This is a genomic window from Angustibacter sp. McL0619 (assembly GCF_049994355.1).
Classification (GTDB): domain Bacteria; phylum Actinomycetota; class Actinomycetes; order Actinomycetales; family Angustibacteraceae; genus Angustibacter.
The window spans coordinates 3889677-3904256 of the sequence record NZ_CP188257.1 but is presented as its reverse complement, the minus strand read 5'-3'; the positions used below and the strand labels follow the sequence as shown (position 1 = coordinate 3904256).

Genomic DNA, 14580 nt, shown 5'->3' with positions numbered 1-14580 from the left:
ACCGGTCCACGTCAACAGTTGACGATGTGACTACCCGGTAACGGTTCGGATACTGCGCCCTGCGGTGGTCACAACGCCCAGCCAGCGCGGGTAAAGTCCAGGCGAACTCGAGCCCGGCCAACAGCATGGGTCTCGGTTGCCATCAGCCTCCCGTGGTATCTCCACGAGGCATCGAACTAAGGAGACACCCTTGCGTCGGGTGATGAAGATCGTGGCCGTCACCTCGGTGGCTGCCCTCGCTCTGGCCGCGTGCGGCAGCAGCGACGACAACAGCTCGAGCAGCAGCACCAGCTCGAGCACGAAGAAGGCCCTCAAGGTCGGTCTCGCGTACGACATCGGCGGCCGTGGCGACCAGTCGTTCAACGACGCCGCCGCAGCCGGTCTGGACAAGGCCAAGTCCGACCTGGGCGTCACCGCCCAGGAGGCCGAGGCGACCACCGGTGAGTCGGAGTCCGCCAAGGAGGACCGCCTGCGCACGCTCGCCCAGGCCGGTTACAACCCCGTCGTCGCGGTCGGCTTCGCCTACGCCGGTGCGGTCGACAAGGTCGCGGCCGAGTTCCCCGACAGCAAGTTCGCGATCGTGGACAGCGCCAAGGGTCCCAAGACCCCGACCAACGTCACCAGCCTGCTGTTCGCCGAGAACGAGGGCTCGTACCTCGTCGGCGTCATCGCCGCGAAGAAGTCGAAGTCCGGCAACATCGGCTTCATCGGTGGCGTCCAGGTGCCGCTGATCCAGAAGTTCGAGGCCGGCTACGTCGCCGGTGCGAAGTCGGTCAACCCGAGCATCAAGATCCAGATCAAGTACCTGACCCAGCCGCCGGACTTCTCCGGCTTCAGCGACCCGGCCAAGGGCAAGACGGCTGCGCAGGGCATGCTCGACGCCGGCGCTGACATCATCTACGCCGCCGCTGGCGGCTCGGGTGGTGGCGTGTTCGAGGCGTGCAAGGCTGCCGGCGCCTCGGCGATCGGTGTCGACTCCGACCAGGCCCTGACCGCAGACGCGAGCGTGCGCGACGTCATCATCTCGTCGATGCTCAAGAAGGTCGACGTCGCGGTGTTCGACTTCATCAAGGCGAACCAGGACGGCACCGTCCAGGGCGGCGACCAGATCTACGACCTCAAGAAGGGTGGCGTCGACTACGCGACCACCGGTGGTCACGTGGACGACATCAAGGCCGACGTCGACAAGGCCAAGCAGGACATCATCGACGGCAAGATCACGGTTCCCACCACTCCGTGACCTGATCGTCGCGGGCTCGTCGCAAGACGTGCTCGTGCTCAACGCCTGACAACGGTCCGGGGCGGCGCGGTAGCGTCGCCCCGGACCTGTTTCACCCCGCGCCCACGCGCCTCCGTCAACGTCGACGGGCCGGCGCCGTCATCTCGAGGAGGACGTCCTGTCCACCGACACCGACACACCGCGCGCCGCCACCGGCGAGCTCGCAGTCCGGCTGACCGGGATCACCAAGCGGTTCCCCGGAGTGGTCGCCAACCACGACGTGAACATCGAGGTCCGCAAGGGCACGGTGCACGCGATCGTCGGCGAGAACGGCGCGGGCAAGTCCACGCTGATGAAGATCCTGTACGGCGTCCAGCGGCCGGACGAGGGGACCATCGAGGTGGGCGGCGAGGTGGTGAGCTTCCACTCGCCCAGCGACGCGATCGGTCACGGGATCGGCATGGTCTACCAGCACTTCATGCTGGCCGACAACCTCACCGTGCTGGAGAACGTCGCCCTCGGCGCGGAGCGGCTGTTCGGCATCGGGGACAGGGCCCGGGCGAAGATCCGCCGGCTCAGCGACGCCTACGGCCTGGACGTCGAGCCGGACACGCTCGTCGAGGACCTCGGCGTCGGCGACCGCCAGCGCGTCGAGATCCTCAAGGTCCTCTACCGAGGCGCGAACACGCTCATCCTGGACGAGCCGACCGCGGTGCTGGTGCCGCAGGAGGTCGACGAGCTGTTCGGCAACCTGCGCGACCTGAAGTCCGAGGGGCTCACCGTCATCTTCATCTCGCACAAGCTGGACGAGGTGCTCGCGGTCGCGGACGACATCACCGTGGTGCGTCGTGGCGAGACGGTGGCCACCGTCGACCCGGGCCACACGACGTCCCGTCAGCTCGCCGAGCTGATGGTCGGCAGCGAGCTGCCCAGCCCCGAGACCCGCGAGTCCACCGTGACGGACGTCGCGATGCTCACGGTGCGCGACCTGACGCTGCGCTCGGGCGAGCGGGCCGTGCTGGAGGCCATCGACTTCACCATCCACCGTGGTGAGGTGCTGGGCATCGCGGGGGTCGAGGGCAACGGCCAGGGCGAGCTGGTGGACGCCCTGATGGGCCTGCGCATCCCCGACCTGGGCGTGATCACGCTCGGGGAGGTCGACATCACCCAGTGGTCCACCCGGCGCCGCCGCGAGGCAGGAATCGGTTTCATCCCCGAGGACCGGCAGCGTCAGGGCCTGATGCTGGACGCTCCGTTGTGGGAGAACCGCATCCTGGGCCACCAGACCCAGCCGCCGTCGTCCAGGGGTCCGCTGATCAACCGCTCCGGCGCCCGGGCGGACACCGAGCGCATCGTGAGCGAGTTCGACGTCCGGACGCCGAGCATCGACGTCGCGGCGCACGCGCTGTCCGGCGGCAACCAGCAGAAGCTGATCGTCGGCCGCGAGCTGTCCGGGGAGCCGATCGTGCTGCTGGCGGCCCACCCCACCCGCGGGGTGGACGTGGGTGCGCAGGCTGCCATCTGGGAGCACATCCGCAACGCCCGTTCGGCCGGGCTGGCCGTGCTGCTGATCTCCGCCGACCTGGACGAGCTGATCGGGCTGTCGGACACGATCCAGGTCATCCTGCGCGGCAAGTTCGTCGGCCAGTTCGACCCGGCGCAGGTGACACCCGAGCAGCTCGGGTCGGCCATGACCGGCGCCGACAGCCAGGAGGAGGGCGCATGAGAAGGCTCGACCCGAAGCGCATCGGGCTCGCTCTGGCCGCGCCCTTGCTGGCTGTGGCGTTCTCCGTGCTGGTGATCAGCGTGATGCTGCTGATCGCCGGGGACCCGGTCTGGCTGACCTGGAAGACCCTGCTCACCGGCGGAGGTCTGCCGAACGCGATGACCCGCAACGCGCTGTCCACGGTGAACCTGGCCACGACGTACTACCTGTCGGCCATCGCAGTGGCCATCGGCTTCCGGATGAACCTGTTCAACATCGGTGTCGACGGCCAGTACCGGATGGCCGTGTTCGCGGCCGCGGTGGTCGGCGCCCAGCTGCACCTGCCCCGCCCGCTGCACATCCTGGTGATCATCGCGGTGGCCATGGTGGTCGGTGCCTGCTGGGCCTCGATCGCCGCGATCCTCAAGGTGACCCGCGGCGTCAGCGAAGTCATCTCGACGATCATGCTGAACTACATCGCGGCGAACCTGCTCGCCTTCCTGCTACGCAAGGTCGCCTCCGGCCCGGCCAGCAACAACATCTCCACCAAGGAGATCCCGGTGTCCGGTCGGATGCCCGGCCTGACCCTGGTGCCCGACGTCCCGGTGCAGACCTACGGGTTCGTGTTCATCGCGATCCTGGTCGGGATCGGCTACTGGTACCTGCTGGGGCGCACCCGGTTCGGCTTCGACCTGCGCGCGACCGGCCGCTCGGCGACCGCGGCGGTGGCCAGCGGTGTCAACGTCAAGCGCATGGTGCTGATCTCCATGGCGCTCAGCGGCGCCATCGCCGGACTGGTCGGACTGCCCGAGCTGCTCGGCAAGACGTACTCGTACGACCTGTCGTTCCCGGCCGGTCTCGGCTTCACCGGGATCGCGATCGCGTTGATCGGCCGCAACTCCCCGATCGGCGTCGGCGTAGCGGCGCTGTTCTTCGCCTACCTCAACGTCGCCAGCAACCCGCTGCAGATCATCGCGGGCGTGGCTCCGGAGATCGTGCTGGTGATGCAGGGCATCATCACGTTCGCGGTGGTGGTGGCCTACGAGCTGGTCCGGCGCTACAGCGTGGCCACCGAACAACGGAAGGTGGCCCAGGCCTTGGTATCCAGGCCCGGCGACGTCCAGGAGGTGACGGCATGAGCGTCGACATCGCCGAGGCGGCCGGCGCGCCGGTTCCTGGGCTGGTCTCCGGTCGTGGGCGCCGCGGACTGACCTACTCCGGCTGGCTGCTGGTGGTCGGTGGCGGCATCGTCCTGATGTCGCTGGCGCGCATCATCACTGGGGCGAACGACATCGACTCCAGCGGCACCGTCGCCGCGACCCTCGTGCTCGCCGTCCCGATCGCGATGGCCGGGCTGGGTGGCCTCTGGGCCGAGCGCGCGGGTGTGGTGAACATCGGCCTCGAGGGCATGATGATCTTCGGCACGTGGGGCGCCGGGTTCGGTGGCTACCAGTGGGGGCCGTGGGTCGGATTGCTATGCGGCGTCGCGTTCGGCGCCCTCGGTGGGCTGCTGCACGCCGTCGCGACGGTGACCTTCACCGTCGACCACATCGTCTCGGGCGTCGCGCTGAACCTGCTCGCGGCCGGGCTGGTGAGGTACCTGTCCGGCCTGGCCTTCACCGGTAAGCCCGGCGGCGGGAAGACCCAGTCGCCGCAGATCGCCGAGCTGCCGACGATCACGGTCCACTGGCTGTCCGACAACCTGGGGACCATCGAGAAGAAACACTGGTTCGTGGTCTCGGACGTCGCGGGGCTCCTGCGCGGACTGACCACCGGCCTGTCGGTGCTGACCATCGTGTGCCTGCTGCTCGTCGTCGGGACGTACTTCGTCCTGTGGCGGACGTCGTTCGGTCTGCGGCTGCGCAGCTGCGGCGAGAGCCCGGTGGCGGCCGAGTCGCTCGGCGTCAACGTCTATCGCTACAAGTACGCGGCAGTGGTGGCCTCGGGGGCGTTCGCCGGCCTCGGCGGCGTGTACCTCGCGGAGGTCGCGGCGAGCATCTACCGGGACGGGCAGACCGGGGGGCGAGGCTATATCGGTCTGGCCGCGATGATCTTCGGCAACTGGCGTCCGGGTGGGCTGCTGGCCGGCTCGGCGCTGTTCGGCTACACCGACGCGCTGCAGCTGCGCCGTGGCGGTGAGAGCGTGCACGCACTGCTCCTGGTGCTGGCACTCATCCTGCTGGGCATCGTCGTGTGGCGGATCCTGCGCCGGTCGAACGTCGCCACCACGCTGGTCGCCGCGGCCTGTGCGGCCGCTCTGTTCGTCTGGTACGCCTCGACCGAGGCCGTGCCGGACGACTTCACCGGCATGACCCCCTACGTCGCCACCCTGCTCGTGCTGAGCCTGTCGGCGCAGCGGCTGCGGATGCCGGCGGCGGACGGGTTGCCGTACCGGCGCGGCGAGGGCGGCTGAGGTGGCCGAGGTCGACTGGCCGGCGCTGCGGGCGGCGGCGGTCGAGGCGATGCGGCACGCCTACGCGCCGTACTCGGGCTTCGCGGTCGGAGTCGCCGGTCTGGTGGACGACGGCCGGGTCGTGGTCGGCTGCAACGTCGAGAACGCGGCCTACGGGGTGGCGCTGTGCGCCGAGTGCGGCATGGTCAGCCAGCTGCACGTCACCGGTGGCGGCCGGCTGGTCGCGGTGGCCTGCGTTGACGGGTCCGGCGCCCCCCTGATGGCCTGCGGCCGCTGTCGTCAGCTGCTCTGGGAGAACGGCGGCCCGGACTGCCTGGTCGACACGCCGTCCGGCGTCCGGACAATGAGCGAGATCCTGCCCGACGCGTTCGGCCCCGAGAACCTCGCCCGCTGACTTTGACCACGTTATGTGGTCCAAGGCCTGCTTCACGTGGGTTCGACGCCTCGAGAAGCGGACCGCGGCCAACCTAACGTGGTCAACAGCGGCCGGAGCCGCGGCAGTACGCCGGGGGCGAACGGACGTGGCCAGGACCGGACCGAACCGAGAGGATCGACCCATGAGCGAAGCCTTCGACGCCGTCGACGTGATCCGGGCCAAGCGGGACGGGCACGGCCTGGACGACGCGCAGATCGACTGGGTGGTGGACGCCTACACCCGCGGCGCCGTGGCGGACGAGCAGATGGCCGCGCTGGCCATGGCGATCCTGCTCAACGGGATGGACCGGCGCGAGATCAGCCGCTGGACGGCCGCGATGATCGCGAGCGGGGAGCGGATGGACTTCTCCACGCTGTCCCGCCCGACCGCCGACAAGCACTCCACCGGCGGTGTGGGGGACAAGATCACCCTGCCGCTGGCCCCGCTGGTGGCGGCCTGCGGCGTTGCGGTGCCGCAGCTGTCCGGCCGCGGGCTCGGGCACACCGGCGGCACGCTGGACAAGCTCGAGGCGATCCCGGGCTGGCGCGCGAACCTGACCAACGCCGAGATGTTCAGCCAGCTCGAGGAGGTCGGGGCGGTGATCTGTGCGGCCGGCGACGGTCTGGCCCCGGCCGACAAGAAGCTCTACGCGTTGCGCGACGTCACCGGCACCGTCGAGGCCATCCCGCTGATCGCCAGCTCGATCATGAGCAAGAAGGTCGCCGAGGGCACCGGCGCGCTGGTGCTGGACGTCAAGGTCGGCTCCGGTGCCTTCATGAAGAACCTGGACGACGCCCGCGAGCTGGCCCGCACGATGGTCGACCTGGGCACGGACGCGGGCGTGACGACGGTCGCGCTGCTGACGAACATGCAGACCCCGCTCGGGCTGACCGCCGGCAACGCGCTCGAGGTGCGCGAGTCCGTCGAGGTGCTGGCCGGCAGCGGCCCGGACGACGTGGTCGAGCTGACCCTTGCACTGGCACGCGAGATGCTGGCGGCGGCCGGACGGGGCGACGTCGACCCCGCGGACCGGCTGCGGGACGGGTCCGCGATGGACGTCTGGCGGGCGATGGTCGCGGCCCAGGGCGGCGACCCGGACGCCGAGCTGCCGCGGGCCCGCGAGACGCAGGTCGTCACGGCGCCGGCCGACGGCGTGCTGACCCAGCTGGACGCCCTCGCGGTCGGGGTGGCCGCCTGGCGCCTCGGCGCCGGACGCGCGCGCAAGGAGGACGTCGTCCAGGCCGGCGCGGGGGTCGAGCTGCACGTCAAGCCGGGGGCGGAGGTGCGCGGCGGCGAGCCCCTGATGACGCTGCACACCGACACCCCGGAGCGCTTCGAGCGTGCCCTGGAGGCGTTGCAGGGCAGCTACTTCATCGCCCCCGAGGGCTCGCGGCCGGACCTGCTGCCGCTGGTCGCCGAGCGGATCGCCGCCGACTGAGTGCAGCCCACGTTGCGGCCGCAGGGCTAGGCTCGGCGACATGCCGGAGCTGATCAGCGCGCCGACCCGCATCCCGGTGCCGGGCGGCAAGGTCATTGACGAGTACGTCGGCCGGGTGACCAGCGGCGAGTCCGCCGTGTCGGTCGCGCACATGCAGGCGCCGCCGGGCTGGCAGGAGCCGGCGCAGACCCCGGAGTTCGACGAGGTGACCGTGGTGCTTCGCGGCACTGTCACCGTCGAGCACGACGGCGGCGCGACCGACGTCGGCCCCGGCCAGGCGCTGGTGACCAGGGCCGGCGAGCGGGTGCGCTATCTGGTTGGTGACTCCGGCGCCGAGTACATCGCCGTGTGCCTGCCCGCCTTCGAGCCGGGGCTCGCGCACCGCGACGATGAGTGAGCAGCGCCGTCCTCGCTGGGTGTACGGGGTGGGCGACGACCCGGACCCCCGCTTCTCGCTGTCCAACGAGCGGACGGCGCTGGCCTGGGTGCGCACCGCGCTGGCGATGGTCGCCGGTGGCGTGGCGCTGACCTCGTTGGCCACCCTGGCCGACCTGCCACGGCTGCTGGACGTCGTGGCCGCCTGCGCCTGCCTGGTCGGCGGGCTGATCGCGGTGCGCGCCGCGGTGGGTTGGGCGCGGGTGGAGCGCTCCCTGCGGGTGGGCACCCACCTGCCGCCGCCGCGCGCGCTCGGGGTGCTCGCGCTCATCGTGGTCGCGATGGCGCTGCTGCTGGCCGGTTACGCGGCCGCGCAGCTCGGCTGAGAGCCGCGCGCCGTGCCGATGTCCGCTGACCCCGGGCTGCAGCCCCAGCGGACGGGCCTGGCCTGGCAACGCACCGCGCTGGCCGCCGTGGTGCTCGCGATGGGGCTGATCGCACTGGCCCTGCACCAGAAACAGCCTGTCGTGCTCACCATCGCGCTGTGCTGCGCCGCGGTCGCCGCCGGGGCGGCCGCGTTCGTCGTCCCGAGCTCGGTGCGGCACCTGGGGGCTGTCGGGTCCTCGCCGTGGTGGCGGCTGGTCGCGGTGGTCGTGGTGACGTTCCTGCTCGCGCTCGCCGGCAGCGTGACGGCGCTACTCTCTGCGGGTGCCCACCGCTGACCACGTCGTCATATCCGAGCTCGTCGCCCGCGCCCCGAAGGTGCTGCTGCACGACCACCTGGACGGCGGGCTGCGGCCGGCCACGATCGTCGAGCTGGCCGCGGAGAACGGCTACGACGCGCTGCCGATCACCGATTCCGAGGAGCTGGGTGCCTGGTTCCGTGCGGCCGCCGACTCGGGCTCACTGGTGCGCTACCTGGAGACGTTCGCGCACACGGTCGGGGTGATGCAGACCCGCGCGGCGCTGACCAGGGTCGCCCGCGAGTGCGCCCTGGACCTGGCCGCGGACGGCGTGGTGTATGCGGAGGTGCGCTTCGCGCCCGAGCAGCACCTGGTCGCCGGGCTGAGCCTGACCGAGGTCGTCGAGGCCGTGCTGGAGGGCTTCCGGGAGGGCGAGCACGCGGCCGCTGCGCGCGGGCACCGGATCAAGGTCGGCACACTTGTCACCGCGATGCGGCACGCCGCGAACAGCCGCGAGATCGCCCGGCTGGCCGTCCAGTACCGGGACCTGGGGGTCTGCGGCTTCGACATCGCCGGCGCCGAGGCCGGGTTCCCGCCCACCCGGCACCTGGACGCGTTCGAGTACCTGCGCCGAGAGAACGCGCACTTCACCATCCACGCCGGCGAGGCCTTCGGGCTGCCCAGCATCTGGGAGGCCATCCAGTGGTGCGGCGCCGACCGCCTGGGCCACGGGGTGCGCATCGTGGACGATCTGCGGATCGGCTCGCGGCCCTACGGCGCGGACCCCGAGGCGGACGCCGTGGCGCGGGTCGAGGACGTCACCCTCGGGCTGCTCGCGGCCTACGTGCGCGACATGCGCATCCCGCTGGAGATGGCGCCGTCGTCCAACGTGCAGACCGGCGCCGCGCCGTCCATCGCCGCGCACCCGATCGGGCTGCTGGCCCGGCTGCGCTTCCGGGTCACGGTGAACACCGACAACCGGCTGATGAGCGGCACGTCCATGAGCCGCGAGATGCAGCTGCTGGTGAACGACGTCGGCTGGGGGCTGGACGACCTGCGCTGGGTCAGCGTGAACGCGATGAAGAGCGCGTTCCTGCCGTTCGACCAGCGGCTGGCGCTGATCGAGGCCGTGATCAAGCCGGGGTACGCCGAGCTGGTATGAGCGGGCTTGGGTGAGTCTGGTCTGGGACGTCGCCGTCGTCGGTGCCGGTCCGGCGGGGGTGGCGGCTGCCGCGGCTGCGCGGCAGGCGGGCGCGTCGGTGCTGCTGCTGGACCGGGCGCGGTTCCCGCGGGACAAGGCCTGTGGTGACGGGATCGCCGCCGAGGTGCTGGACGAGCTGGCCGCAGTCGGCGTCGACGTGTCCAGGGTCACGGCTGGATTCCCTGTGCTGCAACGGATCCGTCTCACCTCACCGGGCGGGTCGCTGACCCAGGGGTCGATGCGTCGGCCGGTGCACGTCATCCCGCGCGAGGTGTTCGACGCGCGGCTGGTCGCCGAGGCGGTTCGGCTCGGCGTCGAGCTGCGCACGCAGCGGGTGCGGTCGCTCGCGGTGGACGGAGACGAGGTCAGCCTGGACGACGACCTGCAGGCTCGGGTGGTGGTCGGCGCCGACGGGGTGGGCTCGGTGGTGCGTCGCGCGCTCGGCATCGCGCCGGCCGGACCAGGGCAGGCGGCCATCGCGATCCGCGGGTACGCGGCGGCGGACGTGCGGCACCCGGGGACGCAGGTCATCGTGATGACCCGGGAGTCCTGGCCGGCGTACGCGTGGTCCTTCCCGATCGGCGACGGCCGGGCCAACGTCGGGTACGGGCAGCTGCTGCGACAGGGCCCGTTGTCCCGCGAGCACCTGGTGGCCGCGCTGCACCGGTTGCTGCCCGACGTCGGGCCGGTCGAGGCGCTGCGGGCCGCGCACCTGCCGCTCTCGCCGGGTCGGGCTGCGGTGCAGGACGGGCGGGTGCTGCTGGTCGGGGACGCGCTGGGCCTGGTCAACCCGCTGTCCGGCGAGGGCATCATGCAGGCCGTGGTCTCCGGGGCGCTGGCTGGCCGGGCGGCGGTCACCGCTGCCACCGACCCAGGGGCCGCCTACCGCCGGGTCCTGGACCACCGTCTCGGCCGGCACCTGCGCGATGCCGCTGCGCTGCAACGCCTCAACCGCTGGCCGGCGGTGCTGGACGCGGGCGTCCGGGCGTCGGCGAGCGACCGGCAGGTGTTCGACGACCTGATCCTCTTCGGGCTGGCGGACGGCGGCCTGACCCCCCGGGTGCTCGGCCGCACGGTGCTGCGGCTCGGCGGTGCAGCGGCTGGGCGGCTCAGGACTCGGCCAGCAGCCGCCTGATCCGCTGCTCGGCCTGCTTCGGCGTGCACGGCTCGGCGCCCAGTGCGACCTGCCGGGCCACGATCGCCGGCTCGGCCCGCAGCAGTCCCCAGCCGCGCCGGACCAGCGTGAGCGGTGGCTTGCGGCGCTCGGAGAGGTCCCGGGCCAGCCGACGCACGAACGTGATGACCGGCCGGTGGCTCAGGCAGATGGCATCGGCCAGCAGCCCGGCGTCCCGAAACGGGCCGATCGCCTCGGCCGCGAAGATGCCTTCGGCGACCACCAGCGGGGACCCGCCGCAGTCGAGCACCACGTGCCCGACGACGCGCGAGGTCGGGATGTCGTAGCGCGGGACGTCGGCCCGTCCGGTCGCGCACAGCTGCGTCGCGCAGCGGACCGCCGCGTCACAGTCCCAGGACGCCGGGTCGTCCCAGTCCACGATGCCGAAGGCGCGGGGCAGGTCGGCGTCGTCGCCGTCGCGGTAGAAGTCGTCCAGCCGCAGCACGGGCAGTCCGAGCCTGGCCGCCAGGTGGGACTTGCCGCTGCCCGAGGGCCCCGCCAGCACGACGAGGCGGATCGGGTTGGCCTGCACGAGGGAAGATTCTGGCAGACCGTGGACGTTGAACCCACAGGGTCACCCGAACAGGGTGGCCCCAGGGGGCCTCGCAGGAGCAAAATGATGGTCATGGGCATCGGTGCCCGTTCCGGGCAGCTCTTCGCACGAATCGGCCAGGCCGCGCTGCGCGCGGCCGGGGTCAGGGTGCTGCCGCCTCCTGATCCGGTTCGTCCGCCGCTGGAGTCGTTGTGCGCGGCGCTGCACCGGCTGGACAGCGAGATCGCCCGGCTGCGGGTCAGCGACAAGCGCACTCCGGCGCTGTTCTACCGCCTGCAGTCCGCGACCCTGGCCTACGACTGGGTGCTCTGCGACGCCTGCCAGGCGGTCGGCGTCCACCCGCCGGGCCCGGCGCCGTACAGCGCGATCGCCCGGCTCGAGGTCGAGGCCGGGCTGGCCGCGGCCGGCGTCGACTGGTAGCGCGCCGCTGAGGTTTCGGTAGCAGACTCGGGGTATGCGACTCGGACTGCAGATCCCCTGGTTCACCTACCCCGAGGGCCCGGCTGCGCTCGGCCCGACCCTGCGACGCATCGCGCGGGAGGCCGAGCAGGCAGGAGTGTCCAGCATCTTCGTGATGGACCACTTCTTCCAGATCTCGATGATGGGACCGCCGGAGCAGGACATGCTCGAGGGCTACACGACGCTCTCGCACCTGGCGGCAGTGACCGAACGAGTCCGGCTGGGCACGCTGGTCACCGGGGTCACCTACCGGCACCCGGGCCTGCTGGTGAAGACCGTGACCACGTTGGACGTGCTGTCCGGCGGCCGGGCGTGGCTGGGCATCGGCGCGGCCTGGAACGAGGAGGAGCACCGCGGGCTGGGCGTCACGTTCCCGTCGACCTCGGAACGCTTCGAGCGGCTCGAGGAGACGCTGCGGATCGCCAAGCAGATGTGGGCCGGGGACGAGTCGGCGTACGAGGGCGGGCACTACCGGCTGGAGCGGCCGCTGAACTCGCCGCAGGCGCTGTCGAAGCCGCACCCGCCGATCATGGTCGGCGGGTCGGGAGAGAAGAAGACGCTGCGGCTGGTCGCGCAGTACGCGGACGCCTGCAACCTGTTCTCCGCCGGGCCGGACAGCATCCGGCACAAGCTCGAGGTGCTGCGCGGGCACTGTGCCGACGTCGGGCGGGACTACGACGAGATCACCCGGACGACGCTCGGACACGTGAACCTGTCGGTGGACGGCTCGGACGGTCAGAGCGTCCAGGAGGCCACCGAGCAGCTGGCCGGGCTCGCCGAGCTCGGTATCGACGAGGCCATCGTGAACATGCCCAACGTGTCGCAGGAGGGGGTGTTCGAGCAGCTGGCGCAGGTCGTCGCCGGGGTCGAGCCGCTGGTGCCGGCCGGACGCTGACGGGCTCGGCCGGACGCTAGCCCGGGCCTTCGCCGGCCGCGATCTGCTGTGCCAGGTACTGGGCGGCGCCGACCCGCGCGATGGCGTCCAGCTGGCTCTCGAACCAGTCGGCGTGCTTCTCCTCGTCGCGGACCATCTCCTCGAAGACCGCGGCGCTGCCGTGGTCGCCGAGGGCGTGGCACTCCTTGGCGGCGGAGTTGAACTGTGCGACGGCGCCTTTCTCGCTGTCCAGGGCCAGGCGCAGCATCTCCTCCGCGTCCTCGCCGACGGTGATCGCGTTCAGCCGCTGGACGTTCGGATGCCCGTCGAACATCAGGATCCGATTGATCAGGTCGTCCGCGTCGCGCATCTCGTCGATGGACAGGTCGTAGAAGACCTTGCCGAGGCGGCTCAGGCCCCAGTTGTCGAGCATGCGGGCATGCAGGAAGTACGTGTTCGTGACTGTCAGCTCGAGCGTGAGTGCTTCGTTCAGCAAATCGACGACGCGTGGGTCAACAGGCTGCACCTTCGGCCTCCGGCACGGGAGAGACGGCACCCAGGACCGCCCCATGCTCGCACAGCAGCCGCTTGAGGGAGAAGACGCAGCCGCCGCAGTCCCTGCCGGCACCGCTGGCGCCGCAGATCTGGCGCACCGTGCGCGCGCCGTCCGCGATGGCCGCGGCGACGTCCCGGTCGCTGACGACCTTGCAGTGGCAGACGATCACGCTGGTCGTGCCCTCCTGCGGTGTCAGTGGCGCTGCTGATGGCTTAGGTAAGCCTGACCTAACCCGCGTCCGAAGTCAACTCGCTGTCGGAGGTGCGTCCTAGGGTTGCCGCGTGTCCGAGAACCTGGTGGCTTCTGCCGGCGTGCGCGGCTGGTGGGGGCGCTCGTTCAGCGGCCTGCCGCGCCCGTTCTGGGTGCTGTTCGCCGGCACCATCGTCAACCGGGTCGGCCAGTTCGTGCAGCCGTTCCTGTCGCTGTACCTGGTCGGCGGCCGCGACCTGTCGGTGGCCACGGCGGGCACCCTCGTCTCGTGCTTCGGCGCCGGCCTGTTCGTGTCCCCGCTGCTCGGTGGCTGGCTGGCCGACCGGTTCGGACGTCGTCCGACCCTGATCTGGGGCCTGGTGGCGACCGCGGCGGGGCTGGCGGCCCTCGGGCTGGCCGACCAGCTGTGGACGATCGCGGTCTGCGCGTTCGCCCTGGGCGTGGCGATGGACGTCTACCGGCCGGCGATCGGCGCAGCGGTGGCCGAGATCGTCGACCCGGCCGACCGGCCGCGGGCGTTCGGCCTCATCTACTGGGCGGTCAACATCGGGGTGTCGATCAGCGGCGTGCTCGGTGGCCTGCTGGCCGAGCGCGGGTGGTGGCTGCTCTTCGTGCTGGACGCCCTGACCTGCCTGGTCTTCGCTGTGCTGGTCGCCCGCGGGGTGCCCGAGTCTCGCGCCCCGCGCAGTGAGCAGGACACCAGCGGGTACGGCGAGGTGCTGCGCGACCGGCTGCTGCTGGTGCTGGCGGCCGTGACGCTCGCCGGTGCCTGCGTCTACATCCAGGCCTACGTCGCGCTTCCGCTGGCGATGCGCGCGGACGGGCTGTCACCCGCCAGGTACGGCCTGGCCTACGCGGTCAACCCGGTGCTCATCATCGCCGTCCAGCCGCTGACCTTCCCGGCGCTGCGGCTGCTGCCCCCGGTGCCGCTGTACGTCGGTTCGATCCTTGTGCTCGGCACGGGTTTCTTCCTGACCGGCTTCGCACACAGCACGGCGGCGTACGCGCTCACCGTCGGCGTGTGGACCATCGGCGAGATCGGCTTCAACGCAGTCGCACCGTCGATCATCAACGCCATCTCCCCGGACCGGCTTCGCGGGCGCTACAACGGCGTGATCGGGCTGGCCTACGGCGGCAGCGCGTTCATCGGGCCGATCCTGGGCGCGCACGCACTGCAGGCCGGGCGGTGGACGGTCTGGGGCGGCGCGCTGGTGGTCTCATTGGTCTCCGCCGCAGCGGCCGCTGCGCTGGGGCCGGCGCTGGGCCGGCGGATGGCGCGGTCCGCCGGCCCAGCGTAGGCAGAAG

General features: G+C 71.4%; 17 protein-coding genes. 14 read left to right on the top strand and 3 right to left on the bottom strand.

Annotated elements, in window-relative coordinates; all coding sequences use genetic code 11:
* Window positions 1–190: 190 nt before the first annotated feature.
* The 11 genes from ACPPVT_RS18125 (at window position 191) to ACPPVT_RS18075 (ending at window position 10584) form a co-directional block, all read left to right on the top strand.
* Window positions 191–1240, top strand: a complete 1050-nt coding sequence (locus tag ACPPVT_RS18125) for a BMP family lipoprotein (RefSeq protein ID WP_426562701.1) — start codon at window positions 191–193, stop codon at window positions 1238–1240.
* A gap of 157 nt (window positions 1241–1397) precedes the next feature.
* The gene (locus ACPPVT_RS18120) at window positions 1398–2945 is read left to right on the top strand and encodes an ABC transporter ATP-binding protein (protein ID WP_426567202.1); all 1548 of its coding nucleotides are present in this window, start codon (window positions 1398–1400) and stop codon (window positions 2943–2945) included.
* Complete coding sequence (locus ACPPVT_RS18115; RefSeq protein ID WP_426562700.1) at window positions 2942–4063, top strand: ABC transporter permease; 1122 nt, start codon at window positions 2942–2944, stop codon at window positions 4061–4063. Before ACPPVT_RS18120 ends, ACPPVT_RS18115 begins: the two co-directional genes overlap by 4 nt.
* On the top strand, window positions 4060–5337 hold the full coding sequence (locus ACPPVT_RS18110; protein WP_426562699.1) for an ABC transporter permease: 1278 nt from the start codon (window positions 4060–4062) through the stop codon (window positions 5335–5337). Before ACPPVT_RS18115 ends, ACPPVT_RS18110 begins: the two co-directional genes overlap by 4 nt.
* Before the next feature lies 1 nt (window position 5338).
* Entirely contained in the window at window positions 5339–5731 is a 393-nt protein-coding gene (locus tag ACPPVT_RS18105) for a cytidine deaminase (RefSeq protein ID WP_426562697.1), read from the top strand.
* Between the two features lie 163 nt (window positions 5732–5894).
* Window positions 5895–7190: a thymidine phosphorylase gene (locus tag ACPPVT_RS18100; protein WP_426562695.1), complete on the top strand. Its 1296-nt coding sequence runs from the start codon at window positions 5895–5897 to the stop codon at window positions 7188–7190.
* Window positions 7191–7230: 40 nt separating this feature from the next.
* Window positions 7231–7587, top strand: coding sequence for a cupin domain-containing protein (locus ACPPVT_RS18095; protein WP_426562693.1), 357 nt, complete (start codon window positions 7231–7233; stop codon window positions 7585–7587).
* A complete protein-coding gene (locus ACPPVT_RS18090; protein WP_426562691.1) occupies window positions 7580–7951 on the top strand; it encodes a YidH family protein in 372 nt (123 codons plus the stop codon). Before ACPPVT_RS18095 ends, ACPPVT_RS18090 begins: the two co-directional genes overlap by 8 nt.
* 18 nt (window positions 7952–7969) lie before the next feature.
* Window positions 7970–8287 carry a DUF202 domain-containing protein gene (locus ACPPVT_RS18085; RefSeq protein WP_426567201.1) on the top strand — a complete coding sequence of 106 codons (318 nt, stop codon included), beginning with the start codon at window positions 7970–7972 and terminating at the stop codon, window positions 8285–8287.
* Complete coding sequence (locus ACPPVT_RS18080; protein WP_426562689.1) at window positions 8274–9410, top strand: adenosine deaminase; 1137 nt, start codon at window positions 8274–8276, stop codon at window positions 9408–9410. The genes ACPPVT_RS18085 and ACPPVT_RS18080 overlap by 14 nt, the downstream gene beginning before the upstream one ends.
* 16 nt (window positions 9411–9426) lie before the next feature.
* Entirely contained in the window at window positions 9427–10584 is a 1158-nt protein-coding gene (locus ACPPVT_RS18075) for an NAD(P)/FAD-dependent oxidoreductase (RefSeq protein WP_426567200.1), read from the top strand.
* Here the strand turns inward: ACPPVT_RS18075 and ACPPVT_RS18070 are convergent.
* The gene (locus ACPPVT_RS18070) at window positions 10559–11155 is read right to left on the bottom strand and encodes a uridine kinase family protein (protein ID WP_426562687.1); all 597 of its coding nucleotides are present in this window, start codon (window positions 11153–11155) and stop codon (window positions 10559–10561) included. The two genes, ACPPVT_RS18075 and ACPPVT_RS18070, sit on opposite strands and share 26 nt — an antisense overlap.
* Before the next feature lie 93 nt (window positions 11156–11248).
* Between ACPPVT_RS18070 and ACPPVT_RS18065 the strand changes: the two genes are divergently transcribed.
* Both ACPPVT_RS18065 and ACPPVT_RS18060 read left to right on the top strand, forming a co-directional pair.
* Window positions 11249–11596, top strand: coding sequence for a hypothetical protein (locus ACPPVT_RS18065; protein ID WP_426562685.1), 348 nt, complete (start codon window positions 11249–11251; stop codon window positions 11594–11596).
* Window positions 11597–11630: 34 nt separating this feature from the next.
* Entirely contained in the window at window positions 11631–12530 is a 900-nt protein-coding gene (locus ACPPVT_RS18060; RefSeq protein ID WP_426562683.1) for an LLM class F420-dependent oxidoreductase, read from the top strand.
* Window positions 12531–12546: 16 nt separating this feature from the next.
* On the opposite strand, the gene bfr is transcribed toward ACPPVT_RS18060, so the two are convergent.
* Window positions 12547–13035 carry a bacterioferritin gene (gene bfr / locus ACPPVT_RS18055; protein ID WP_426562681.1) on the bottom strand — a complete coding sequence of 163 codons (489 nt, stop codon included), beginning with the start codon at window positions 13033–13035 and terminating at the stop codon, window positions 12547–12549.
* Window positions 13022–13234 (bottom strand): (2Fe-2S)-binding protein, encoded by a 213-nt coding sequence (locus tag ACPPVT_RS18050; RefSeq protein ID WP_426562679.1) that lies wholly within the window; start codon window positions 13232–13234, stop codon window positions 13022–13024. Before ACPPVT_RS18050 ends, bfr begins: the two co-directional genes overlap by 14 nt.
* Window positions 13235–13346: 112 nt before the next feature.
* Here ACPPVT_RS18050 and ACPPVT_RS18045 point away from each other — a divergent pair, with 112 nt between their 5' ends.
* Window positions 13347–14573, top strand: a complete 1227-nt coding sequence (locus tag ACPPVT_RS18045) for an MFS transporter (RefSeq protein WP_426562677.1) — start codon at window positions 13347–13349, stop codon at window positions 14571–14573.
* Window positions 14574–14580: the final 7 nt, after the last annotated feature.

Coding starts and splice junctions, on each gene's coding strand:
- ACPPVT_RS18115 (WP_426562700.1), top strand. CDS start 2,942: ATGAGAAGGCTCGACCCGAAGCGCATCGGGCTCGCTCTGGCCGCGCCC.
- ACPPVT_RS18110 (WP_426562699.1), top strand. CDS start 4,060: ATGAGCGTCGACATCGCCGAGGCGGCCGGCGCGCCGGTTCCTGGGCTG.
- ACPPVT_RS18100 (WP_426562695.1), top strand. CDS start 5,895: ATGAGCGAAGCCTTCGACGCCGTCGACGTGATCCGGGCCAAGCGGGAC.
- ACPPVT_RS18095 (WP_426562693.1), top strand. CDS start 7,231: ATGCCGGAGCTGATCAGCGCGCCGACCCGCATCCCGGTGCCGGGCGGC.
- ACPPVT_RS18090 (WP_426562691.1), top strand. CDS start 7,580: ATGAGTGAGCAGCGCCGTCCTCGCTGGGTGTACGGGGTGGGCGACGAC.
- ACPPVT_RS18085 (WP_426567201.1), top strand. CDS start 7,970: ATGTCCGCTGACCCCGGGCTGCAGCCCCAGCGGACGGGCCTGGCCTGG.
- ACPPVT_RS18065 (WP_426562685.1), top strand. CDS start 11,249: ATGGGCATCGGTGCCCGTTCCGGGCAGCTCTTCGCACGAATCGGCCAG.
- ACPPVT_RS18060 (WP_426562683.1), top strand. CDS start 11,631: ATGCGACTCGGACTGCAGATCCCCTGGTTCACCTACCCCGAGGGCCCG.